This window comes from Nocardia sp. MH4 (assembly GCF_019266065.1).
Taxonomy (GTDB): Bacteria; Actinomycetota; Actinomycetes; order Mycobacteriales; family Mycobacteriaceae; genus Nocardia; species Nocardia canadensis.
This window is the reverse complement of sequence record NZ_LPNR01000128.1, coordinates 104,776-127,519: the sequence shown is the minus strand read 5'-3', so window position 1 is coordinate 127,519 and position 22,744 is coordinate 104,776. Positions and strand designations below refer to the sequence as shown.

At 66.4% G+C, this 22,744-nt stretch carries 23 protein-coding genes and 1 pseudogene; 18 read left to right on the top strand and 6 right to left on the bottom strand.

Annotation, left to right across the window (positions count from 1 at the left end; all coding sequences use genetic code 11):
• Positions 1-25 precede the first annotated feature (25 nt).
• Positions 26-265, top strand: coding sequence for a DUF6374 family protein (locus ATM97_RS31025; RefSeq protein WP_062984935.1), 240 nt, complete (start codon positions 26-28; stop codon positions 263-265).
• A gap of 524 nt (positions 266-789) precedes the next feature.
• Here the strand turns inward: ATM97_RS31025 and ATM97_RS31020 are convergent.
• Positions 790-1,440 carry a hypothetical protein gene (locus ATM97_RS31020; RefSeq protein ID WP_211300395.1) on the bottom strand — a complete coding sequence of 217 codons (651 nt, stop codon included), beginning with the start codon at positions 1,438-1,440 and terminating at the stop codon, positions 790-792.
• A gap of 20 nt (positions 1,441-1,460) precedes the next feature.
• Here ATM97_RS31020 and ATM97_RS31015 point away from each other — a divergent pair, with 20 nt between their 5' ends.
• Positions 1,461-1,919 carry a DUF3085 domain-containing protein gene (locus tag ATM97_RS31015; protein WP_101465745.1) on the top strand — a complete coding sequence of 153 codons (459 nt, stop codon included), beginning with the start codon at positions 1,461-1,463 and terminating at the stop codon, positions 1,917-1,919.
• Between the two features lie 317 nt (positions 1,920-2,236).
• A complete protein-coding gene (locus tag ATM97_RS31010) occupies positions 2,237-2,542 on the top strand; it encodes a hypothetical protein (RefSeq protein WP_218721766.1) in 306 nt (101 codons plus the stop codon).
• A 169-nt stretch (positions 2,543-2,711) separates the two neighbouring features.
• Here ATM97_RS31010 and ligD read toward each other — a convergent pair whose 3' ends face one another.
• Positions 2,712-3,590, bottom strand: a complete 879-nt coding sequence (gene ligD / locus ATM97_RS31005; protein ID WP_255588674.1) for a non-homologous end-joining DNA ligase — start codon at positions 3,588-3,590, stop codon at positions 2,712-2,714.
• Positions 3,591-3,608: 18 nt separating this feature from the next.
• Here ligD and ATM97_RS31000 point away from each other — a divergent pair.
• Positions 3,609-3,830, top strand: a pseudogene (locus tag ATM97_RS31000) (Tn3 family transposase); the annotation flags it as partial.
• A gap of 23 nt (positions 3,831-3,853) precedes the next feature.
• Here ATM97_RS31000 and ATM97_RS30995 read toward each other — a convergent pair.
• Positions 3,854-4,522, bottom strand: a complete 669-nt coding sequence (locus ATM97_RS30995) for a TetR/AcrR family transcriptional regulator (RefSeq protein WP_101468442.1) — start codon at positions 4,520-4,522, stop codon at positions 3,854-3,856.
• A 188-nt stretch (positions 4,523-4,710) separates the two neighbouring features.
• Between ATM97_RS30995 and ATM97_RS30990 the strand changes: the two genes are divergently transcribed.
• The 3 genes from ATM97_RS30990 to ATM97_RS35115 all read left to right on the top strand — a co-directional run bounded on the left by ATM97_RS30990 (position 4,711) and on the right by ATM97_RS35115 (position 7,221).
• Entirely contained in the window at positions 4,711-6,210 is a 1,500-nt protein-coding gene (locus tag ATM97_RS30990) for an MFS transporter (RefSeq protein WP_170112309.1), read from the top strand.
• 12 nt (positions 6,211-6,222) lie between these two features.
• Complete coding sequence (locus ATM97_RS30985) at positions 6,223-6,672, top strand: universal stress protein (protein WP_101465742.1); 450 nt, start codon at positions 6,223-6,225, stop codon at positions 6,670-6,672.
• A gap of 234 nt (positions 6,673-6,906) precedes the next feature.
• Positions 6,907-7,221 (top strand): PaaI family thioesterase, encoded by a 315-nt coding sequence (locus ATM97_RS35115; protein WP_374104922.1) that lies wholly within the window; start codon positions 6,907-6,909, stop codon positions 7,219-7,221.
• Between the two features lie 153 nt (positions 7,222-7,374).
• On the opposite strand, the gene ATM97_RS30975 is transcribed toward ATM97_RS35115, so the two are convergent.
• On the bottom strand, positions 7,375-9,708 hold the full coding sequence (locus ATM97_RS30975) for a site-specific integrase (protein WP_245914564.1): 2,334 nt from the start codon (positions 9,706-9,708) through the stop codon (positions 7,375-7,377).
• A gap of 161 nt (positions 9,709-9,869) precedes the next feature.
• A complete protein-coding gene (locus ATM97_RS30970; protein WP_218721763.1) occupies positions 9,870-11,153 on the bottom strand; it encodes a site-specific integrase in 1,284 nt (427 codons plus the stop codon).
• A gap of 287 nt (positions 11,154-11,440) precedes the next feature.
• Between ATM97_RS30970 and ATM97_RS30965 the strand changes: the two genes are divergently transcribed.
• Both ATM97_RS30965 and ATM97_RS30960 read left to right on the top strand, forming a co-directional pair.
• Complete coding sequence (locus tag ATM97_RS30965) at positions 11,441-11,725, top strand: hypothetical protein (protein ID WP_062990272.1); 285 nt, start codon at positions 11,441-11,443, stop codon at positions 11,723-11,725.
• 79 nt (positions 11,726-11,804) lie between these two features.
• Positions 11,805-13,538 (top strand): ParB N-terminal domain-containing protein, encoded by a 1,734-nt coding sequence (locus ATM97_RS30960; protein WP_062990274.1) that lies wholly within the window; start codon positions 11,805-11,807, stop codon positions 13,536-13,538.
• A gap of 373 nt (positions 13,539-13,911) precedes the next feature.
• Here the strand turns inward: ATM97_RS30960 and ATM97_RS30955 are convergent, their stop codons facing one another.
• Positions 13,912-14,433 carry a hypothetical protein gene (locus ATM97_RS30955; RefSeq protein WP_062990278.1) on the bottom strand — a complete coding sequence of 174 codons (522 nt, stop codon included), beginning with the start codon at positions 14,431-14,433 and terminating at the stop codon, positions 13,912-13,914.
• 249 nt (positions 14,434-14,682) lie between these two features.
• On the opposite strand from ATM97_RS30955, the gene ATM97_RS30950 reads away from it, so the two are divergent.
• The 9 genes from ATM97_RS30950 to ATM97_RS30910 all read left to right on the top strand — a co-directional run bounded on the left by ATM97_RS30950 (position 14,683) and on the right by ATM97_RS30910 (position 22,743).
• The gene (locus ATM97_RS30950; protein WP_062990280.1) at positions 14,683-15,795 is read left to right on the top strand and encodes a DUF4192 domain-containing protein; all 1,113 of its coding nucleotides are present in this window, start codon (positions 14,683-14,685) and stop codon (positions 15,793-15,795) included.
• Between the two features lie 89 nt (positions 15,796-15,884).
• Positions 15,885-16,601: a hypothetical protein gene (locus ATM97_RS30945; RefSeq protein ID WP_218721761.1), complete on the top strand. Its 717-nt coding sequence runs from the start codon at positions 15,885-15,887 to the stop codon at positions 16,599-16,601.
• Complete coding sequence (locus ATM97_RS30940) at positions 16,585-17,019, top strand: hypothetical protein (RefSeq protein ID WP_062990287.1); 435 nt, start codon at positions 16,585-16,587, stop codon at positions 17,017-17,019. The genes ATM97_RS30945 and ATM97_RS30940 overlap by 17 nt, the downstream gene beginning before the upstream one ends.
• 119 nt (positions 17,020-17,138) lie before the next feature.
• A complete protein-coding gene (locus ATM97_RS30935) occupies positions 17,139-17,699 on the top strand; it encodes a single-stranded DNA-binding protein (RefSeq protein ID WP_062990289.1) in 561 nt (186 codons plus the stop codon).
• A 386-nt stretch (positions 17,700-18,085) separates the two neighbouring features.
• A complete protein-coding gene (locus ATM97_RS30930) occupies positions 18,086-19,702 on the top strand; it encodes a hypothetical protein (protein WP_062990291.1) in 1,617 nt (538 codons plus the stop codon).
• Positions 19,703-19,790: 88 nt separating this feature from the next.
• Positions 19,791-20,207 (top strand): hypothetical protein, encoded by a 417-nt coding sequence (locus tag ATM97_RS30925; RefSeq protein ID WP_157125489.1) that lies wholly within the window; start codon positions 19,791-19,793, stop codon positions 20,205-20,207.
• Positions 20,208-20,257: 50 nt separating this feature from the next.
• Entirely contained in the window at positions 20,258-20,749 is a 492-nt protein-coding gene (locus ATM97_RS30920) for a hypothetical protein (RefSeq protein WP_062990295.1), read from the top strand.
• A gap of 80 nt (positions 20,750-20,829) precedes the next feature.
• A complete protein-coding gene (locus ATM97_RS30915) occupies positions 20,830-21,258 on the top strand; it encodes a hypothetical protein (RefSeq protein WP_062990297.1) in 429 nt (142 codons plus the stop codon).
• Between the two features lie 402 nt (positions 21,259-21,660).
• Positions 21,661-22,743 (top strand): tyrosine-type recombinase/integrase, encoded by a 1,083-nt coding sequence (locus ATM97_RS30910; RefSeq protein ID WP_308248685.1) that lies wholly within the window; start codon positions 21,661-21,663, stop codon positions 22,741-22,743.
• Position 22,744 lies beyond the last annotated feature (1 nt).

Genomic DNA, 22,744 nt, shown 5'->3' with positions numbered 1-22,744 from the left:
TTCGAATACGAGTAACGTGCCGAACATGACCCCGCCGCCGACACCGGAATCAACCGCAGCCACCCTGGCCCCGGTCGGTCGGCAACTCCGTGACGCGACAGCCTTCGGTGCGGTCGCGTCCGCCGACCAGATCAATGACGTCCTCGCCCGCATCGACGCGCACAAGCAACGACAGTTCCGCGTCGACGGGCTCAATGCGGCGAACCGGCCCTTGAAACCGCCATCGCCGATGGGTTGCCAGAGCTACCGACAGACCCCACGGTGAACAGTTCGTCGTCGTTGTTCGAGACCTGGCCGCACGACCCGACAGCGCCGATGTGGCGGATCGTCGAGCCCCCGCTGCCGGTCACCGTCGAACTCGGGACCGCGATCGTGACCCGACCGGCGCACTTCGGTGTCAACAAGGTCCGCCTCGGCATCCGCAAAGGCGGCCTACGCCTGACAGATACCACACCTGGCCTCCTCCGAGCTTGGGCCAGGGTCGCGGACGGGACATGGCTGGGGCTCGTGGCTTTCACCGTGCCCACCGGGAACGGTCAGGGGCGTCTCCCAGTCGAACAGTGGTGCCCCGAGCACGCGCTGTCTCCGCAGAACCCGTCGACTTCTTCGCGACGCTGATCGGACCCCGCACGCAGGGCGCCGGGCACTCGATGACCAGCCGCGGCGTCAAACAAGAAGCGTCTCAGCGAGTTTGCTGATCCGAGGTAGCCCTCTGTCGTGATCTCGATGGCACCGCGGCCCGATTTCCGAACACCAAGGTCCCGGCCCAGCAGGCAATACTCGCCCCTTCTACAACCGGGACCGCCGCCCTGTGATCAGGACGATGAACAACGGCACCGTGAGATCACTGGGCCAGTCGATCTCGGTCATCTCAGGATCGGCGGTCAGCAGCAACAGCGAGTCGATCTGCCCGGTCTCGGCGTATCGGACGAGCTGATCCTGCACCACATCCAAAGCCCACCATCCCGCGCCTTTGATCTCGATACCGACCCGATGCCCCTCGTCGTAGGTGGCGACGAAGTCGATCCGACAGCCTTTCGCGGCCGAGGTTCCCTCCGAGAGATCCAGCTCGTGGTCGATGCTGACGTCGTTGTCAACGCCGGCGTCGGCCCACCGCTGCCAGATCAGTTCGTGGAGTTCGTCCTCATCGCAATACCGAAAATCGATGTCCTCGTCGACGAACGGGTCGACGAGGAGTTTGAGGTAGGCGTTCCAGATCGGTGAGGTTTGCGACTGACCTGGCCTCACGCAGTCCCGATGGACGTAGTGCTTGTCGAGATAGTCCGCGCTTTCCCCGCTACCAGCATTGCTGCCCATCGCACTTCCCCCTTGCTGCCGATCCGTCGAACACCAGCATGCCGTGGGGCACCGACAGAGTTCGCCGTCGCAATGGCGGCTAAAGCGGGCGTACCCCGGCCCGCCACTGCGCACTTCAATCATCCACCGACAGAAGGACGACCATGGACATGCACACAGGCGAATTCGAGCTGCGATTCCCACTCAGCCAGGTCAGCACGATCGCCGAACACGCGATGGCCGCGACCGAACATTCCTGGCCCACCTGGGACGACAACAAACCCAACCCGATCCCACCCGCTTTGGCATGGGCCAAAGACCAAGGCACCTACCTACTCTCGAACGGAGTACCACGGCTACTGGCAGACCCCGCCAAACCCGACGGTTCCTCCCAGGTGGTGTACGCGCTCGGCTACGACAGCTACTTCAACTTCACCGACACCGCGGTCGGCGGCGACGACTTCGTCGAATACATCTCCCTCACCGACGAGCAAGACGGCGTCACCTTGATCGAGCTGATCCGCCACCACGCCGCTCACGGGGGATTCCTGCTGCTGAACGTGTTTCCCGGCGGTACCTACTACCTCAGTTTCAGCTCGGCCGCCTCACCATTCAACAAGTAGCCGTCATGTCGAGTCACCGAAACGGACCGAGGAGTATGTCGCGGATTTGCTCCCCCGCCGATCCGGTTAGCTTGTACCCATGAGGTTCGAGGTTGGTGCGCGGGTGCGATTACACCCCAATGGGGCAACGGTGTTCAGGGTGCTCGAAGTCGACTATCTGGGCGATCCGGAACGGGTACTCGTCGAAGCCGTCGACGACACCCCGGGCACATACCCGTGGCCAGCCTCGACAGCGTTGATGGTGACCGCCGACGACTGAACCCGGCATCACGGCAGCCGTACAGGACCGATGCCGAGATCGGACTACGCTGATGACCGTGGTCCCCGATGATGGCGATCCGATCCCGGCCGAGCAGGCAGCGATCGTGGCGTTGGTGATCGATCAGATTGAGCCCGATACCGACATCACCGCCGAAGACGTGCATCGCGGCTTGGTTGCCGAATCGTCCAACCCGCCGAGCCTCCGGGACGTGCGTGCCGTGCTCGATATCCTCGCGATGCCCCACGTCGGCTTCACTCCCGGCGAATCGTCGGCGGCTGTGCTGTCCCGCATGCGGGACATGCTCGCGGCAGCGGAAAGCCCGCCCCCACAGCTCGACTACTGGAATGACCAGCCCTACTGACCATCGACGTCGTCACTGGCTGCTGTACCGATGCGCCGCCCGAACGCTCACCACACACCGGCATTGTTCGCGGTACCGAGCCAGGGTCTGCCATCGACGAAACCCTGGCAGGTGACCACGTGGAGCGGAAATGCACTCACGCCAGCCGACTAGGGTCTCGGCACCGGCTTCACGGCCGCCCGGTCGGGGTTTCGATCTCGTCGAGATCCTTGTCCAGCCGCAGCCCTCGCCAGCTCGGATGCCGTAACCGGCCGTCGCTGGTCCATTCGGTGAACGCCACCTCCCCGATCAGCGCCGGCCGAACCCAGGCCACTCCGTCCGAGGTACGTCCAAGGCTGGGGATCGGCGGGTCCGACTGTTGCAGCGGTGCCAGGCGTTCGCGTAGATCGGTCAGCATCGCGGCGGTGAACCCGGTCCCGACGCTACCTGCATATTCGAGACTTCCCCGGTCATCGGGCACCGCCACCAGCAACGACCCGATCTGTCCCGCGCGTCGACCCGACCCGCTCTTCCACCCGATCACCACGACCTCTTGATGGCTGACGTTCTTGATCTTGATCCAGGCCGGACTTCGCTGGCCGGGCAGATACCAGCTGTCGCGACGTTTGCAGACGATGCCTTCGGCCCCTAGTTCTTTCGATACCTCCAAAGCGGCAGCGGCAGGACCCGGGAGCAGGTGCGGGATCCGCCAATGCGGTCCAGCCAGCCCGATGCGTTCGAGGAGCTCGCGGCGTTGGGCGTAGGGCAACTCGATCAGTGAACGGTCACCGATGTGGAGCAGGTCGAAGATCAGATAGGTCGCCGGAGACGTTTCCGCCAGCGCCCGGATCGTGGCCGGGTTGCGTTGATGCATCCGCGGAGCCAACGCCTGGAACGAGGACCGGCCCGCGTGTTCGATCACGATCTCCCCATCGACCACGAAACCAGGCTCAACCGGAGCCAGCCCGGCGAGCTCGGGCCAGGCGACGGTGATGTCGTTGCCGTTGCGCGACTCGAGCCGCAGCTGGTCATCGATATAGGCGATAGCCCTCAGGCCGTCATGTTTCATTTCATAGGCCCTTCTCTGAACTACAACATCGCCTGGACCACGGAGCATTACGGGCTCGCTATCGAGCAGATGCGCCGGGCCGGGCAGCGTATCGATGACGAAGTCCTGACCCACATCAGCCCTGCCCACAGCGCCAATATCACCTTCTTCGGCGCGATCGAGGTCGACATCGACGCCGAGTTGGCCCAGCTGGGCCAGACCGGGTACCGGCCGCTGCGGGTGCGCGACACGTTGTTCTGACCCGCGCGACCCGGGATCTGTGGTTACGGGGTGGCGATGTCGATAGGGGTGTGTGTCGGGGTGTTTGTTCGGTGGGCGGTGAGGAAGTTGTCGACGAGCCGGGTGCAGTCGTCGTGGTCGATGGTGCGTAGTCCGGTGAGACGGGCGAACACGATCGGGCCGATGAGTTCGATGATGGCGAAGGTGGTGTCGAGCTCGCCGAGCATCGCGCGGGCCTGTGGGCTGGTGAGGATCTGGTCGAACGGGTGGCGGTACTGCTCGATGACGCGCGCGCGCAGCGAGGTGACCGCGGCCGGGTCTGGGTGGTCCTCGCCGATGGAACCCATCGCCAGCCAGGACAGGGTGGTCATCTGCACCGGGGCCTGTTGGATCAGGTCGGCTTGGGTGGTGAGCAGCGCGACGAGCCGCTCGCGCACGGGCCCGGTGCTGGTCGGTGTGTCGACCTGCGGAAGCAGCCGTTCGAAAGTCGCCGCGAGCAGTTGGGTGGTACTACCGAAGTGCCGGTAGAGGGTGGCGCGCGCGACCTTCGACACGCGGGTGACCGCCTCGACTGTGACCGCTTCGACACCACCGGTGGACAACAGATGGCTGGCCGCGTCGAGCAACCGGTTGCGTGAGCGTGCCAGCCGCGGATCGGCCTGCTCCGGGGCCGTGGTGAGCGGGTCGGCCGCTGCGGGGTCCGGGTCGGTCATGGCCGCGCGCTCCTTGCGATTCGTGTCGTTCAACCCTGCGAATGTGTAGACATCATCCCACACCCCGACCATTATGATACTGACGGTCTCGCACAGAGACTGCTGGTCTACAACGTCGGGAGGTGCCGGTGACCGCACCCGGAACGGACACGGTCGAGATCGCCCGCTGGACCAGGGCCCAGTGGTGGATGCTGACGGTGTCGTGCCTGGCGGTGGCGCTGGTGGTCGCGGCGATGGCGGCGTTGTATTCGGCGTTGCCGCAGATCGCGGTCGCGACCGGGGCCACCCAAGCCCAGCTGACCTGGATCGTCGACGGCTACACCCTGGTGCTGGCATGTCTGGTGCTACCCGCCGGAGCCATCGGTGACCGTTACGGGCGTCGCGGGGTACTGGTCGCGGGACTGGCGGTATTCGCCGCCGCCTCGGCGTTGCCGCTGCTGCTGTCCGACCCGGCGTGGTTGATCGCGGCACGCGCGCTGGCCGGGGCGGGCGCGGCGCTGGTGATGCCCTCGACACTGTCGATCCTGACCGCGGGCTTCCCTCCTACCCATCGTGGCCGGGCGGTAGGGGTGTGGGCCGGAGTCGCCGGGTCCGGGGCGGTACTGGGCATCCTCGGCGCCGGGCTACTGCTCGAGCAGTGGTCGTGGCTGTCGGTGTTCGTCGGGTTGACCGTGGCCGGGGCAGTGCTGGCGGGGTTGGCCTGCACCATCGCCGAGTCCCGCCAACGCGAGCATCCGCCGGTGGACTGGGTCGGCGCGGGCGCGGTGGCCGTCGCGATCGCGGCGATCGTGTTCGCCGCGGTCGAGGTCCCCGCGCGCGGCTGGACCGACCCGCTCGTCGCCGCCACCGCCGGGCTCGGTGTCGCGGCGGCGGTGGCGTTCGTGGTCGTCGAGCTGCGCTCGGCGGCACCGCTGCTGGACGTGCGGTTGTTCGCCCGCCGTGGTTTCGGTGCCGGATCGCTGTCGGTGACCATCCAGTTCCTGGTCACCTTCGGAGTGTTCCTGCTACTGGTGCAGTATTTGCAGCTGATCCTCGGCTACGGGCCGCTGGCCTCGGCACTGGCGCTGGCGCCGATGGTGGTGCCGCTGGTCGTGATCTCGGTGATCGCGCCGTGGCTGTCGGGCCAGGTCGGGTTGCGGGCGATGACCGTCACCGGCCTGCTCACCATCGCCGCCGCGCTGGTGCTGGTGAGCCGGTTGACCCTCGCCGCGCACTACCTCGATCTACTGTGGCCGCTGCTGATCATGAGCGCGGGCCTGGGATTGTGCACCGCCCCAGCGACCTACGCCATCGTCGCCGACACCCCCGAGGCCAAACACGGGGTCGCCGCCGCGGTCAACGACGCCGCCCGCGAGATCGGCGCCGCGATCGGGATCGCCGTGGCCGGCAGTGTGCTCGCCGCCGGCTACTCCCACCACATCGCGCCCGCCCTGCCCCGCCTACCCGAGCCCGCCCGTGGCCCGGTCGCCGATTCCCTGGCCGCCGCCCTGCAGGTCGCCGACCAGGCCGGACCCGCAGCCGCGCCACTGGCCGAGTTCGCCAAGGCCGCGTTCGTGCACGGCAGCGGCCAAGCCGCGCTCACCCTGGCCGCTCTCACCACGATCGGGGCGATCGTGCTGGCATTCCTCGCCCCCGGCCCCACCACCCGCCGATTCCGAACACCACGCCCACACCCGTCCATCCCATGAAAGACGCCCGTCATGACGGCCTATCGCACGATCATCGTCGACACCGACGGATCCGACCGCTCCTACCGCGTGGTCGACCACGCCGCCGAACTCGCCCACGCCACCCACGCCCGGCTCCTGATCATCTGCGTCCGTCACGACATCGACGAACATGATCTCGGGGCCGACCTCGACCGGCTCGGACCCGACGCCTACCAGCTACGCGGCACCACCCCCACCGACACCATCCTGCGTACCGCCCACCAGCACGCGATCAACCACGGCGCCACCGACATCGAAACCCACATCCTGCCCGCGCCCACCCCGCACGCCCTGCTGCACCTGGCCGCTGCCACCGGCGCTGACCTCATCGTCACCGCCGATGCGCACCGATCACCGCTGCTGGCCCGGCTGCTGACCACCCCACCGATCGCACTCGCTCGTAAAGCCCACTGCGACATCCTGTTCGCCACCACCCGGTGACACACCCCACAGAAAGCACCTATGAGCCGCACACCCGATACCACCGGACCCCTTCCCCCCGGGTCGGAGAACTGGTTCCCCGCATTCCCCGTGGCCCCGTCCGAAGCCGCCGACCTGCCGCCTCACCACGACCACTGCCTCGGTTGCGGTCCGGCCAACCCGCACGGTCACCAGCTGCGCGTGCGAGGTGACGCCCACGGTGTCCACGCCCACCACCGCTTCGACTCTCGCCATGTGGGTGCCCCGGCAATCGCGCACGGCGGCGCGGTCGCCACCGTCCTCGACGATTTGTTCGGCTTTCTGCTCTACAGCGTGGAAGAACTCGCCGTCACCCGCCACCTCGCCATCGACTACCTCGCCCCGGTCCTGCTCGACACCGCCTACACCCTGCGCGCCCACATCCACGCCCGCGACGGCCGCAAACTCCACCTGCGCGCCACCATCGAAAACGACCACGCCCAGGTGGTCACCACCGCCACCGCCCTGTTCCTCATCGTCGACATCGACCACTTCCTGACCCCACGACACACCAACCCCACACGCAGATAGCACCCCAGGCTGCGGCCATGCACGCACACGAAGACCAAACAACGCCCGCAGATGGACAGGCTCTACCGGAACCCCGAATAACTGAGCTTCGGAAAGCGCGGGCGTCGACCGCAGAGGTCGCTACCACAAACCGGGCGGTGGCTGGCCGGCCGTTCAATCCGGGCGGACGGGTATCACGGCTGACCGAGCGGCGATGTCGGGGAAGCTCGGCAGGCTCAGACACACGGTACCGGCGCGCGCGATGCGCGCGTCGATCTGGGAGAGCTTGTCCTCGGCGGCGGCCAAACTCACAGCCAACCCATCGGCTTCGCCGACCCAACCCGCCTGCTGCGCTTCGGCGATACGAACGGTGAGGTTGTCGCGGATTTCGGCGAGCCGGTGGCGCTGGGCGGGGTCGACCCGCAGTACCGGGCACCGGACACAGCTGTGCTCGTGCTGGCAACTTGTGCCGTAAGCGCGCCCGCAATCGCCCAAGGCGAGTTTGCGGCGCTCGAAGTGGCCGAGAAATTCGTCCCACTCGGCATCGGTCGGAGTGCGGTACTCCTCACCGGGGCGCAGCGCGCGGCGACGGGCGATGAAGCCACGATGTCCTTCGATCGCTTCCTGCGGATAGATCGCCTTGTAGCCCATGGTGGTGTTGATGTCCTTGTGCCCCAACAGCAGTTGCGCGATGTGCGGGGGCATTCCGTTCATGATCGCTTCGGTCGTGAAGATCCGGCGCAGGTCGTGCGGTTGGAAGTACAACGGCGCCCCCGCAGCGTCTTTGACACCGGTCGCTTCCAGTAGCTCGGTCAGCGCCGTGCGGATCATCCCGGCCGATACGGGACGGACTTGCGCTCCGTTGTTCCACTGGAACAACAGTGGCGCGGGCTCGCTCCAGACGCGCTCGGCGATGTCGTAGAACGGCACCAGCGGCACCCGTCCATCCGTTCCTCGCACTCTGCACACGATCGCCGAAAGCACATCGGCCAGTTCCGGGCCGACGACCAAAACCCGTTCCTCGTCGGATTTCGATGGCGCGATCTGCAACAACGGGATGATCTCACCGGTACTAGGCAGCGTGTACTGCGTGATGCTGTGGTGGCTGATCTCGAGCAGTTCTTCTATCCGGACACCGGTGTGACGCAAAACTTCCACACTGGCCCACGCCCAGAACGCTCGGTTCTCCAACTCGCGGAGCTTGATTCTGCGACCGGCTTCGTCGTAGACGATTGGGATGTCGTTGGCCCCTGCACGCGTCCACGGCTTGGACCGGACATACACCTGTCCGCCTGCACTGAACCGGCCGCCCGGCGCCGCCGCCAAGGCCGCCGCGACGAAAGTCTTCGCGTCGGAGGCACGCTGCTCGGCGATACGGACCAGGGTCGGCAGCATCGGAAGCCGTTCGCGTGTGCGTTGATCCATACGCGCTTTTCGGCGGCGTTCCAGCTTTTTGCTACTGGTTTCAGCCGGGGTGATCGGACACGGAGCCACCCAGTACGCCCACCGCGCGGGATCCGCGGCCGACCACGACGCCAGGTCGAGATAGAACGCGCGCACCGCGGTGAGCAGGTTGATGTACTGGACCCGAGGGACCTGGATTTCGGCGAACGAGCCATCGGGTTGTCGACGGCGCACGGGCCTGGTCTGGAGACGCCGTTTCCATGCCGTCGCCATCTCGCGGTCGAGGCGGAACGAGTCGATGCCGGGATGATGTTTTTCGAGGTCCGCCCAGAAGTGCCCCACCAGCGTGCGCGCGAGATCTTCGATCGTCGAATAGTCTAGTGCGGGTTGGCGTTCGGAGAGATAGTCGATGAACACCGCCCGTACAGCCGGGTTGGCGACGCGGTAACGGTCGACCATGTCCTCCACACTGGCTTGGCCCTTGCGGCGAGTTACCCAATGCAGGCTCGGTGGCGAATCGGCAGGAAAGCAACCGATGTCACGTAGCACCATGTAGAAGCCATGGCGGCTGTTGCCTGGTGTGCACACGATCCTTTCGGCGATACGTAGCTGGACGCAATCGCCGACCGTGATCTTCGAGATACCACCGCCTTTGACCAGTATCAGCGCGGTGATATACCAACGTGCAGTGCGGCCCTGCATCGAATCCCACATCGCCGCATCGGTACCTGCCTGCAACCGCGCGAACCCGCGACGGTCACGACACGGGCCCGCCCACTCCCGCCAAAACGCCGTACGGCGCTGGGACAACAAGAACTCCAAACCCGGGCGCACCACGTCGGCACTGAACAATCCCGCCAACCCGCAATCCAACATCATCACTGGTTCGCACTCAATGCCCCGCGCGAGCAGCCAACGCCGGACCGGGGTGCTCCACTCCGATCCCCAGCGCGCCGCGCCGCTAGCATCCCAGCGCTGCTGCCACGTGGTCCCCGAAAACGTGACCAGCCAGTCCAACAGCCATCTCGCGCCCTGCACACCGAGCGCTTGCGTCGATTCCTGGCCGGCCAGCAGAAAGCTCGGACCGCTCAGCGTCGCCAGCACCTGTCCTGCACTGTGTGTATTTCGCGGCGGTGCGGTTCGACGGGCTGGGAAGCGTGTGAGTAGGCGCTCAGCGACCGGCCCGGTATGGCGAGGCGCCACGGCTCTGTGCGGGTCGGCGCTGGCGGGCAGCTTCGAGACCCCGCGACCCCTGACGGTAGTCATCACGGCCGCCCGAACAGCACATCGAGCGCGGCAGGGTTGTAGCCGGGCGCCGGAGTCGCGGGCACTGCTGCCGCACGCGTGTTGGCGCGGCGGGCGTAGTGGGCCAGGGCGTGCTCGATCACCTCATCCTCGCTCGGCGTGAGGTACAGCTGGGTCGTGGTCAAGGAGACGTGGCCGAGGATCGCCTGCACGTCGAACAACGGCAGCTCCGGGTCGCTGGCCATCCGGTACGCCGCTGTGTGACGCAGATCGTGCAGGGTCCAATTCGACCCGAGCAACGCCTGTGCCCGCGTGAACATTGCTCGCGCCGCCGGGTACGACAGCCGCCGCCACGGTTGCCGCAATGTGAACCACAGCGGAAACCCCCGCCCCCGCGGCGCGCCGCGACGCCACAGCTCTTCCTGATAGATCCGCAACCACACGAACGCATCCGGCGAGGCCGGAACTCGCTGGACCGCACCAGAACCTTTGCGCGTCACCGCGATCACCTGCTGACCAACATCCGGGCTGTCTTGCCCGGACGACAACAGTTCCTCTGCACGCACACCCGTAGACACCCAGAACGCCAACAACGCACGATCCCGGGTCGACCGCAACCCCGCGAACACGCCGTTGAATTGCTCGTCCGGAATCCTCCGCGGAATCCGCTTGGGCACCGTGGGACGGTAACGGCCCACGCGTTCGTTCCCGAACCTATCGGACGGATCGTGGTGCGCGTGCACGCGCCCAGCACGGCGCACCCGATCCAGCGGGAATGGATTGACCAGCGGCCCGCACCCGATGCCCAACTGAAACTCGTAGAACGAACGCAACACCGTCTCCGCGTGAGCACGCGTGGCCGCCGAGAATTTCACACCCTGGCCAGGTTTACCGGTGACCGGATTCAGGACCGCTAACTCTGTTGTCTCCGTGCCCTTCTCACCCCGACCGGCCGCCCCCGCTTCGTCACCGCGATGCCGCCAATGTGGACGTACGGGCTTGTCGGCGATCTTCATCCACCGCGCAAAATCGCGGCCATCCGCTGGCATCGCGCGGTCCCATTCCACCCCCAGCACAGTCAGGAAACGCCACCATCGCAACAGATCCAGCCCATAGGAGCGGATTGTCGACACCGAGCGATCCGATGCCTGCAACTCCGCGAAGAATCGTGTGGCAGAAGACACCACTTCACCATCCGCACCCAATAGGCGATACGGCTCCCACGCCGAATCCGTCCGCTCCAACCGGCCGACCATAGGCAGCACCAACACGTCGAGGTCTCTGGGCCGCTCGTCATCGCGCATGGCGGCAGAAGCTATCAGCGAACGGCGTTGACCTGCAATAACTACGACGCTAGTTCAGTTAACACGCCAGCGGTCATCGTCGGCGGGCAGTTGGCCCGCCGTGGCCAGCATCGCGGCGTAGTGCGGCAATCGGGTCATCCGGCCCTCGCCATCACCTGATCAGTCCCACGGACACAGTCAGCAAACATTCAGCATATGCCCTGGTTATCGCACTCGGCTGTCGCGACGCCGCAGGACAACCCCACCGGTTCGAAGCCGAGATTTCCTCAACGCTCAGGAGGTCTGTCATGTCCACATCCACCACCGAAATCGCTTCCCCGACCGACCCAGCAACCACCACCGGTGTGCCGGGCGTTGTCGACTCGATCGAGCGCGCGGAGTTCGTCAGACGCGAGCATTTGGGCATCGCTGGCCCGATCAGCGCGCTGACCGACGAGACGGCGATCGCTGGATGGCGCGCGGACTATCCCCGGTGGAGGGGACGGCACTGGACCTACACCGCCGACAACGACGGTGTTCTGCGTCTACGGCCGGTCAACGTCGCTCGTGCCGCCCGTCGCCGCAGCGCCTGACTCTGTCCCACACCCACCTGACCAGCGCGCCCACCGGCTCCGTGGGTGCGCTGGTTTCGTATTCCGGAAAGGAATTCCTATGCCCGCCACCCTGGCCGAACCCGGCACCCACGAGCTCACCGAGACCGAGCAGATCGAACCCAACCCACGCGACGCTGAGGACAACCCCGACGCCGACGCCACTACTTCGCCGAACGCCGCGCTGGAGGTGGTGCCGCCGCTCAATGCCGAGGCCGGTTTCCGTGATCCTCGTGAGCTGGTGATCGGGGAGAACATCCGCCAGGAGTTCGACCCCGCCGACCATCCGAAGCAGGCCGCCTCGATCCAGGCGTTCGGGGTGCAGGCACCGGTACTCGTCGAACGCGAGACCGACGGCAGCTTGCATGTCCTCGACGGTCAGGTCCGCACCCTGATCGCCATCACAGAAGGTGTGGGCACGGTGCCGGTGTGGATCACCGACGTCGACACCAGCATCGAGATCAATGAACGCCGGATCACCCGGGCGCTGCGTCAGCTCAATCTCAACGACCGGCGCATCCCGATCACCGATGCCGACCGCGCCGGCGGCGTCGCGTTGATGCTCGACCTCGGTGCCAGCGTGACCCGCATCGCCGAGGGATTGCAGACCGAGCACGCCAAGATCCGCACCGCAGGGGTGATCGGTCGATCCGCCACCGCACGCGGGCTGCTCGACGATTCCCAGTACTCGCTGCCTCAGCTCGAGACGATCGCGCACTACGAGGCGCTCGGCGACACCGACGCCGTGGCCCAGCTCAGTTTCCCCCGCATCAACTTCAGATATCGCGCCACCTTGATCGAGCAAGATCGAGCCATGACCCGTGCCCGGCTGGCCGCGGCACTTCCCTACGCCGAGATCGGGTTCGGCGTCCTGACCGAGGACCCCGACCTCGCCACCGAACCCACCAACCTGATCCCTGCCACCGACCTTGTCACCGGTGAGGGTGAGACGGTGACCGAGACCGAGATCTACGCCGATGCCTATCGGTGGGCGGTCTATGTTGTTGTCGACGACAGCGACGCTGATCTCATTGCCGAGGACACCGGGGAGCTCGTCGATCCCGACACCGTCGACTGGGACGCCACCGAACCCGGTATAGAACCGGGCGAGGGGTTGCGCAGCGCTCACGGGCTGGTGACCCGACAGCGATGGGTTCCCGCCTACTACCTGCTCGCCGAACACCTGCCTGCCAGCGGACTCCAGGTCCCTGTCCCCGAGCCCGTTGTCGACCGTGCCGACGATCCCGTCGACGCGACCGACACCGAGCAGGCTGACCGGGAGGCAGCGCGGGCGGCGCGGCGGCGGGTGATCGAGTTGAACAAGCAGGGCTCGGCCGCCAAGATCCGCCGCATCGAGTTCCTGACCGAACTGCTCACCGCGCGGACAGCCCCACCCGGGACCGCGATGTTCGTCGCCACGTCGCTGAACCGGGAACCAGGGTTGCTCGCGAGCTGGGGCGCATCCACCACGACACACAAACTCTTGGGCGTCACCAGCACCGGCGAACTCACCGAGAAGATCGCCGCAGCGGCGACTGGGCGCGCGTGGGTAATCGTGCTCGCACTGGTCCTCGGTGCCCTCGAGTCGCAGATCGAAAAGGACTCCTGGCGCAGGCCCCCGTCCGGGGCAGGCCGGTATCTGAACTTTCTCGCCGACCTCGGCGCGAGGAAAGGCTTCGCGCTTGTCGATGTCGAACGCGCTATCACCGGCGAGATCGACTACAACGACATCGATCTCGACAACCCGGCCGCCGCGCCGGTCGGGGACGAAATGGTCGAAGCCCTCGCCGCCTGATTTGGGTGGCTTGCAGCAGACGGTGGGCGTGTTGCGCCCCGGTCCGGAGGGGATTGGACCGGGGCATCATTGACCGTAGCGACATTGTTGTGCCCGCGCCTGCCGCCAATTTCTTTGTCAGCTGGTAGCGGAAGATGTTGAGGCTTAGCAACTTTCATTCCGCAGGCACCACTGACGACGAGTGTCCGACCGCGCCGATCCAACGTGACACCGACTGCGAATCACTGCTGCTCGGTCGTTGGCTGCGCAGCGATCGAGTGATGGCCGGTCGACGTGGCCACAGCGAAGCGGAGCCGCTTCGTGCCACGTCGACCCGGCAATCGGTGGCCGAGGCGTTCTGAAACCCGGTATGCCCGATCCGATCCGATCGTGGTCAGTCAGGCAGATAGCGGATCGGCACCGCACGCTCGATACCGGCGGCGTCGAGATCTGCCAGCGTGAACACCAGCTGCGCGCGCTCGCCCAGCAACCCGGTCAGCAACAGGTCCAACAGCGCCCGATGCTTGGACCGCGACGCTTCCACCGTCGTGCGCAGGTCCACCACCATCGACCGGTGTGCTTGACCGATACCGAGATCATCGAGCGCCTCGAGCAGTGCCCCGGCTTCGAGGTAGCCGTCCCACGGGCTGCCGGTGCGTAGCAACGACTTCGCGGCATTGAGGACCAGGCCGTGCACATACCGGGCCCGATTCCAACCGACGGCCTTGCGCGAGGTCGGCAGATCGAAGTCGAACAGTCCACACAGACCGTCGAAGTAGGCACGACGCTCCTCGGCCATCGGGCGCGGATTCTCTTCGTCGGCGACCGCATCGATATAGGCATCGCGTAGCTCGGTCAACCCGAAAATGGTCGGCGGATTCGGTACCAAGCTCGCGTAGTCGTCATCGGGCAGCATGCTGCCATTGTCGCCACTGTGGTGGTACCTCGGGCCGATCGCGCGGTGGATGTGTAGATCCGATGAGCGATCACCCTGTCGGCGCGGCTCTAGCCGGTCCAGACCAATAACTCTGCGCGGCCTCGTAGCCCGGCGCAGACACGCCCGTTCACAGCAAGGTCAGTCCTGTCGGCGCCGACCACGTAGGCCGGCGAGAACTTCACGCGGATTCGTCCGCAATATCGTGCGCGAGTCCGAAAGGGACCTGTCATGGAAGCCAAGGATGAAGTCCGCGCCCCCGAGTTCGATGAGCCCGTCCGCGATCCCGATCCGGCGGAGGGCAACATCGCTTTGGGCCGGGTCGCCGATCCCGGGGAGTTGATCTCCGCGATTCCGGCGATGCTCGGATTCTGTCCCACCCGGTCACTGGTGGTGGCGTTGCTCGGTTCCCACCCTGAGAACGAAGGCGTCCAGGTGATCGGTGCCGTGACCCGGTTCGACATCGACTCCGCCGCAGGCCCTGCCGAAGCCCGTGGTCTGGCGCGCATGTTGGAATCGGTACGTCAGTGCCAGAACTCCAGTTCCACGATGGTCGTCGTCATCGACGACCGCCCGACCTGGTCGACCAACGCAGAATATCTGCTGGGCCACCTCGCTCGAGCAGGGATCGAGCCCAGTCACGCTTGGTGGGTCGCGCAGATCGCGACGGGTGTCGAGTACCGGGACCTGTTGAGACACGGCCGCGATGGCAGCGTGGGTGATCCTCGCGCCTCCACCGTCGCGTTCGCTCGGGTCGTCTGCGGCCACCAGATCTACGCCGCACGTCACGAACTCGCCGACCTGCTCGACTCAGACCCGGTCCTCGCCCAGCAGGTTTTGCCCTATCGCGGTGGCGCTGTTGCCCGCTACCGCGACGACCTCGCCGCCGCGCGCACCCCCGATCGCGTGCGCGAGCTCCGACGTGACCGCATTCTGTGGGTCCTGTCTCAGATCAGCACAGCGGAAGAAGAGCGGCCCAGCGCACAGGATCTCGCCATGGTTGTCGCGCTGCTGCGCGACCGGACCATCCGCGACATCATGTACGGCCTCGCCCGCAGCCAGTACCACAGCGCGGCAGAGGCGCTATGGCGCCAGATCGCGTCGGCGACCGACGGTCTCGACCGCGCCGAGGCCGCCACCATGTTCGCCTACAGCGCCTACCACCGCGCGAACACCGTGCTCGCTGGGATCGCGATCGCGACCGCACTCGACGCTGAGCCGACCCACGCCATGGCGGAACTGCTGGCGATCGCGCTCGACGAGCACCTGCCCCCCGAAGAGATCCGGAGCCTGGCCGAGGCCGGAGTGGTGGTCGCGGCCGACCTCTGCCTCGACATCACCTGATTGGCGGCTCTCAGATCCGCGCGTTCGGCACAACCTTCGCCACATCCGAGCCAATGCCGGACACCGGCGGTATCGAACAGGACCAGCTGATGCCACGACTACACATCAATGACCGATTCCGCGTCCTGGACGAGTCCGCGCGCACCATCGTCGCCGACGGCTTGTCGGTCGAGGAGGTCCACGCGACGCTGGAGCAGATCCTCACCGATCACAGCGACACCGATCCGACCGTGGGGATATGCCGATTCTGGGAGCGGGCCCGAGTCCAGGGGCCGAGTTTCTATACCTGGTACCGGATCCTGCCGGTCCAACCCGATGACGCCGACGCCAACACCCAACTGCTCGCCGCGGCACTGCGCCGCCGCTGGCCCGACGCCGCGTTCACTGTCATGCCGATCGGCGACAGGTCGGTGTCGATTCGTTGGATCGACGGCCCCTCCAACCTGGCCGTGTACGACTACTGCCTGCACGTCGCAGGCCCCCGCGGCACCTTCGCCTCCGCGAAGTACATACGGATCCTCACCCACAGCGCATGGCAGTCCATCGCCAGCCACGTCGAGGCGTGGTTGCCGGTCACGGTGCCGCGTACCGAGACCGGCGACATCGACTGGCTCGCAGCGCAAACGATCGAACTCGACGGTGCCACCTCGGTCGCTGGTCACCGTGTGTGCCACGAGCCCCACCTGATCTCACTCACCCTCGGTGAACTCCTGCGACACCTGCCCGACGCCTACGACCTGACCGACCACCACGGCCCGACCATCGCGCCCGTACACCCACAGGAGCCCGATGCCGAACAACCCTGAGGACTTCACGACCCGCATCACCGGGACTCAACGTGACCTGGTGATCGTCGGTCACGTGCTCACTCACGACTGCGACGCACCGCAAGGCGCGGTGGTCACCCCGTTCCCCGAAATCGATTTCCACCAGTGGACCCGCACCTCCCACGAGCCTGTCGCGTTGGTCTTGTCGTATTGGGATCAGTCGGTGGTGTTGGCCAGCCCTGAGGAAATGCGGCGGCCACCTGATGCCTCGAGCAGCAGGTTCACCGGCAGCCTCGTCCCGGTCTGGTTCCACCGACCGAGCAGCCAGCTCGTGCTCGCACCCCACTACTTCGCCGGGAGCAACAAAGGTACGGCCCCGATACCCGCCGGTGTCCGCGCGCACCTGCCCCATGCCCCCGACACCATCAACAACCTCTACAACGACCTCGTCAAATAGCAACGCCCTGTGCCGGTATCCACCTGTGGGTCCGCCCTCACCCATCACCGGTCGGGCTCCGACGCCTGGCCAACTGCCTGACGTCCTCGATGTGTCCTCACGATCAGAAAGGTCCGACTATGCCCAGCGAGCCGACACTGCCCTTGGTAGGCAACTTGGCCTCCGAGATAGAGCTCACTTTCACACCTGCGGGTGTGGCGGTGGCCCACTTCACCGTCGCTTCCACGCCACGGGTCTTCGACCGCAACACCGGCCAATGGCGTGACGGTGACCCGTTGTTCCTGCGTTGCAACATCTGGCGCGAGGCCGCCGAGAATGCCGCGGAGTCGTTGTCCAGGGGCGCGCGAGTTCTGGTGATGGGACGGCTCAAGCAGCGCAGCTACGAAACCCGCGAGGGCGACAAGCGCACCATCTACGAGATCGAGGTCGACGAGCTCGGGCCCAGCTTGCGTTTCGCCCGCGCCCAAGTTACCCGCACCACCGGCCGGACTAGCGGCGGTGGGTTCGGCCAGCGCGACGCCACGGTACCCACCACCCATACGAGCAGCGAGACCCCCACGGCGAGCGGGCCCGCGGCTCCATGGGCCGGTGACGCCACCGATCGTGATGATCGGCGTGAGTCGTGGGAAACGCCTGTACTCGCTGGTGCCGGTGCAGGTTTCGGCGAACCACCGTTCTGAGCGCGCCGGTCTCCTGACCGCATCCGGATAGGTCGGCGGCCGACGGTCGTGAGGTTGTCGGGAGGTGGTGTGTCCGGGTGACGGTCTGGGGTGGGCCCAGCCGATCGAGGGCTACCAGGACCGCGTGCGCCACGCCATCGGGCCCGCGCCCGGCACAAACGAATTCCCCGCGCCACCACCAGCCCCACCCACTGGTCTTGCTGTCAGCGCGGGGAATTCGTTTCCGCACGCCCAGGCGCGTTCCCGCCGTCGTGTCGCCCACGGTCCTGGTCGGTAGCCCTCGGCTGGGCCCACCCCAGCCCGGCACCCTCTTTTGTGCGAAAAGCGTGGCAGTTCCAGCGCGCCCGGGTGCCGTCGAATCTCTCGTCCTAGTCAGGAGATCTGCTGTGTCCACCCTCGTAGCCCCTCACACCCCTGTGCCCACAGGTGCCGTTGCCACTCAAGTCGTCGAGCCCGAGTTCGACCCGAGCACCTTCATCGGTCCGACACTCGTCACACCGGCCGAGTTCGCCACCGTCACTCCCGATCCCGCTGTCGAGCCGGTGCCGGAGCCGGGCACCGCGGCGTTCCTCGATGCGATCTCCGCGATCGGGCTCACCTTCGAGCGTGACCGTCGCGCCGCCAAGCGTGCGTTCCGCGGCGCGCTTGACCTGGCGACCGACGCCGACTGGGACGTGCTCGACTACATGGTCGAAGTCTTCACCCTCTACCCGCGTGAGGCAGCGTTGCGGCGCTTGCGCGCGCGGTGGGCTGCCGGTGACGACCTCGAGCGGGCACGGTTGGTGCGGTTGGTCCCCGACACCGACCCGGTCCTGCACTCCCACGCCGACCACGACCTCGCCCAAATCCTGGAAGCCCGGGCCAAAGCCAACCCTGATCCCGAGACCACCGCGGCCGACGAGTTCGCCAAGCTCCACGTCCAACTCCTCGCCGCCGAAATGCCACGCCAATCGATCCGCCTGTGGCGCAACCCGTTGCCCCGACTGACGTTGCCCGCTTCCCGGGCCGTCGATGCCTCCAGGTTGCGGCCCGAGCAGATCCGTGCCCGTGTCGGCGCGCGGGGCAAACGACGGCCCGCCGAGGCGGAGCCGTTCGAAGTCGCCGACTACGTCGCCGAGTCGTTGTTCGTCGACACCGAAGTCGACACCCAAGCCAGGTTGCGCCAACGCATGGCCGAACTGATCGCGCGCGGTGTCCGATTCACCGGAACCCAGCCGGGCTGGACACCGCGCCGCCCTGGCGAGCGTGCACCGCTGCCCACCGAGGTCTCCGAAGCGATCTGGGATCACCAGTACTGTGCGTTCGTCGCCGACCAACACGACCTCGACCGCGCCGAGGCCGGTGCCCCCGTGAAATCGCACGAACACTCCTTGCTGTGGGCAGAGCGGCGCACCGGACTGGGCTCTCGCTCGGATCGTCGTGACTCCTATATGTTCCAAGGCAACGGGCTCGATGACTTCCGCACCGCCATGAACCCCGTCGCGGGATGGCGGTGCGTGTCGTGCTTTGTCGAACGCGCCGCCACCGACCAACGCCCCATCCACACCCGTGACGGAGTGCTGCGCTCTGATGACGGGCTGTGTGACTACTGCCGCAGCGACAACCGCACCGGTCTGCCCGAACTCGAGTCCGGGTTCGAACTGTCCGAACTCGCCACCGCGTACTGCACCTACTTCGCCGAGCACTACCGCGACGCGGCGTGCGCGCTCCTCGCCGAGGTACGTCGACGGGCACCCGAGTGGTTGATCCGTGTCGTCGACGGATTCCTCGCCACGCATCCGGATCTGCCCGGCGCGCCCACCCTCGCCGACCTCGAAGACGAGTCCGCGCCGGTGCGGCCCGCGCCGCGCAGGCAAGCGCGGGCACTTCCCCCCGGCCAGCGTGCGGGGCGGTGCGAGGGCTGCACCCAGTACCTGCCCGTCCACGACGACGGATTCTGCACTCAGTGCCGGGTCTACCTCGGCCTGTACGTGCCGGCGGCGCGGGACAACACCGCCGCCTGATCTCGTCCTCGCCCGACCCGTTTTCTCCGTAGTCGGTTGGGGCACCGCGCGACTGGGTGCCCCAACCGCTCACCCGATGGAGGTTCCCGTGTTCGGCCGTGCCCATCACCCCCGCGCCCGCCGCCGATTCCGACCACAACCCAGCGGTACCGCGCTGCGGCAGCTCTGCGTGACCGCGTATCTGGCCACCGAACCGCACACCATGCTCCGCGGGTACCCGCCCGGCATGACCTTGGTCCTCACCGACCGTTTCCTCGTCAACGTCTCAGCGCGCAACACCGACGTCGAGATCCTCCACGACATGTTCGCCAGCTTCGACGACCGGGCGGTGACCGAGCACGCCAACGCTGTCCGCGATGGACGCCCCGACACCTACGACCACAGCACTCGCCGTGGCTACAGCCCCGCGCGCCGACGCCTGATGGTCGGAGACGTCATCGCGCTGGGCTCACGTCACTACGCCTGTACCGCGCTCGGGTGGCTGCACGTCCCGCCACCCGGCTGACCCCCAGCTCTCACCACTGCACCTACACCCGATCCGAAAGGTGAACCGCGATGGGCCAACCCTTCAAACCTGTCTTCCTCGCCGAGGACTCCGACACAGTCATCGGCCACCTCGATCCAGAGATCTTCTACAAACTCGCCGAGCACGCCACCCGACAAGACGACTGGTTCGTCTCCGACGTCGCACGAATCCTCACGACACCGACGCGCATCGTCTGGGTCGGCGCGTCCGCCGACCCAGAACCTGGCACCCAGCCACCGGCTAACCTCCGTCAGCTCTCCCACGCGCTCCCTCAGACGCCGGTCCCCGATCGCGCGAGCGGCCCGTACCTGATCAACCACGACCGCCGCGTGTACCTCCTCGACGACTCCACGACCGAGGACGAGGCCCATCCCTTGGCCGCGCTCACCGTCGAAGGCGGTGAGGGCTACCTCGAAGACGAACACGGCCTGATCGGATCCTGGGCGCGCCAACGCATCAGCGTCGCTGACACCGCGCCCACCGGATACACCGAAATCCAGTTCCGCGCCTGGTTCGTCTGACCCAGCGCCGCCACCCGGCCGCACCGTCACCGGACCGCGAGTTGGTGTCCCAACCCATTCCACTCTCACCGGAGGTATTCGTGTTCCACCGAGCCCGCCGCTACCTCACACGACTGGGCGTCGTCGCTGCCCGCGCCCTGCGCCGACACCGATCGGTCCTCGTCACCGTCTATCTCGCCAACGACCCACTCGCGCTCATCACCGGCTACACCCCCGGCACCGCACTCACCCTCGCCGACCGGTTCGATCTCGACCTCACACCCCGCCTCGCCGACACCGCCTTGCTCGAGCGAGTCTTCGCCCGCGACACCGGCGGTCCCGACGACGTCGTGCTCGGCCGGATCTTCGATGCACTCAACGACCACCCCGAACCCGGCGACGAACACCTCACCACCCGCTGGTACAGCGGCGGACGCCGCTCGCTCTCGGTCGGCGACGTCGTCGCGCTCAGCGGACGCCACTACGCCTGCGCGCCGATCGGCTGGGAACCGATCGCAGCGCCGGACTGAGCCCGCCGACGGGTGGGGATCAACCGCGTTCCACCCGTTGATCCCCACCCGAAGCACCCCGCAGTAGCCCGCCATACTCACCACCGCTGCCTCCAGCCCATGCCTGCCCTACGCCGCACCTCTCGCCACTACTCCCGCACCCTCTTTCACGCTCCCACACACCTCTCCTCGCTTCTCTCCGCCCCTTTTAACATGCAGACATCTGGCATCTCGGATACTTCTGTTGCCTATTGCGCCAGATGCAACATTCTCAGCGTCACGCTGGTCACGTATTCGGCTCGCTCCGTATGCCATCAACCGCGTTGCCGCTGGCCCTTGACCCCACTCCACGCACGTGTACTGTGAAGCAACATTGTTGCATCTAAGTACACACCGGAGGATTGATTGGCTGAGGTTCCTGGCTTGGCCCGACTGATCCTGGTCCCCGGCATTGCCCATCTCGACGAACCGACCGCCGTATTCGAAGCGATGCTCAAAGGGTGGTCCAACCAGCAGAAATCTCGGTTGCTGGCCGACTCGACCGTCGCACCGCGGTTGACCTTCATCCGCCGTTTCGTCGAATTCACCGGGACATACCCGTGGACGTGGCTGCCCGGAGATGTCGAGGACTTCACCGTCTCGCTCACCTCGACCGGCAACCTCGCGCCCTCCACGATCCGCGGCTACCACCTGATCCTGCGAATGTTCTGCGACTACCTCACCGACGCCCGCTACGAATGGGCCCGGCAGTGCCACGACCGATTCGGGCAAGTTCCCAGCCAGATCTGCCACGAGTGGAACACCGCAGCGCACCTGAGCGACTACGAAGGACGGCCCGCCAGACGCCCGTTCACCTACGACGAAGTCGAGGACCTTTTCGGCTTCGTCGATGACCGCGTCGACCGCATAGCCCGGTCAGGACGCAAAGGCGCGCTCGCGGCGCTGCGAGATGCACAGATGGTCAAAACCGTCTACGCGTTCGGGTTGCGGCGAAACGAGGTGTGCCACCTCGATATCGCCGACCTGCGACCAAATCCTCATGTTCGCGAATGGGGCACCTACGGCTCGGTCCACGTCCGCTTCGGCAAGGGCCGCGGCGGAACGCCCCGCCGCCGAACTGTCCTGGTAGTGCCCGAATTCGACTGGGTCGTCGCGGGCCTACGCCAATGGGTCGAACACGCCCGTGATCGCTACGACGTCGCCGACCATCCTGCGTTGTGGGTGACCGAACGCCTGACTCGGGTCACCGCGGTGCGGTTGGATATTCGCTTCGCTGAACTTCGTGACGGTGCTGGTCTGCCGCCGGAGTTGACGTTGCACTGCCTGCGCCACGCCTACGTCACCCACCTCATCGAGTTCGGCTACCCCGAGCGATTTGTTCAGGAACAGGTCGGCCACGCTTATGCGTCAACGACCGCGATCTACACCTCGGTCAGCAACGACTTCAAAAGACGAGTCCTGCGCACTGCTCTGAGCAGGGTCTATTCACCGGACGGGAAAGGCTGAT

What these genes read in the sequence shown, in the direction of transcription:
- ATM97_RS31025 (WP_062984935.1), top strand. Translation starts at nt 26, where the DNA reads ATGACCCCGCCGCCGACACCGGAATCAACCGCAGCCACCCTGGCCCCG.
- ATM97_RS31020 (WP_211300395.1), bottom strand. Translation starts at nt 1,440, where the DNA reads ATGATTGAAGTGCGCAGTGGCGGGCCGGGGTACGCCCGCTTTAGCCGC.
- ATM97_RS31015 (WP_101465745.1), top strand. Translation starts at nt 1,461, where the DNA reads ATGGACATGCACACAGGCGAATTCGAGCTGCGATTCCCACTCAGCCAG.
- ligD (WP_255588674.1), bottom strand. Translation starts at nt 3,590, where the DNA reads ATGAAACATGACGGCCTGAGGGCTATCGCCTATATCGATGACCAGCTG.
- ATM97_RS30995 (WP_101468442.1), bottom strand. Translation starts at nt 4,522, where the DNA reads ATGACCGACCCGGACCCCGCAGCGGCCGACCCGCTCACCACGGCCCCG.
- ATM97_RS30990 (WP_170112309.1), top strand. Translation starts at nt 4,711, where the DNA reads ATGCTGACGGTGTCGTGCCTGGCGGTGGCGCTGGTGGTCGCGGCGATG.
- ATM97_RS30985 (WP_101465742.1), top strand. Translation starts at nt 6,223, where the DNA reads ATGACGGCCTATCGCACGATCATCGTCGACACCGACGGATCCGACCGC.
- ATM97_RS30970 (WP_218721763.1), bottom strand. Translation starts at nt 11,153, where the DNA reads ATGCGCGATGACGAGCGGCCCAGAGACCTCGACGTGTTGGTGCTGCCT.
- ATM97_RS30965 (WP_062990272.1), top strand. Translation starts at nt 11,441, where the DNA reads ATGTCCACATCCACCACCGAAATCGCTTCCCCGACCGACCCAGCAACC.
- ATM97_RS30960 (WP_062990274.1), top strand. Translation starts at nt 11,805, where the DNA reads ATGCCCGCCACCCTGGCCGAACCCGGCACCCACGAGCTCACCGAGACC.
- ATM97_RS30955 (WP_062990278.1), bottom strand. Translation starts at nt 14,433, where the DNA reads ATGCTGCCCGATGACGACTACGCGAGCTTGGTACCGAATCCGCCGACC.
- ATM97_RS30950 (WP_062990280.1), top strand. Translation starts at nt 14,683, where the DNA reads ATGGAAGCCAAGGATGAAGTCCGCGCCCCCGAGTTCGATGAGCCCGTC.
- ATM97_RS30945 (WP_218721761.1), top strand. Translation starts at nt 15,885, where the DNA reads ATGCCACGACTACACATCAATGACCGATTCCGCGTCCTGGACGAGTCC.
- ATM97_RS30940 (WP_062990287.1), top strand. Translation starts at nt 16,585, where the DNA reads ATGCCGAACAACCCTGAGGACTTCACGACCCGCATCACCGGGACTCAA.
- ATM97_RS30935 (WP_062990289.1), top strand. Translation starts at nt 17,139, where the DNA reads ATGCCCAGCGAGCCGACACTGCCCTTGGTAGGCAACTTGGCCTCCGAG.
- ATM97_RS30920 (WP_062990295.1), top strand. Translation starts at nt 20,258, where the DNA reads ATGGGCCAACCCTTCAAACCTGTCTTCCTCGCCGAGGACTCCGACACA.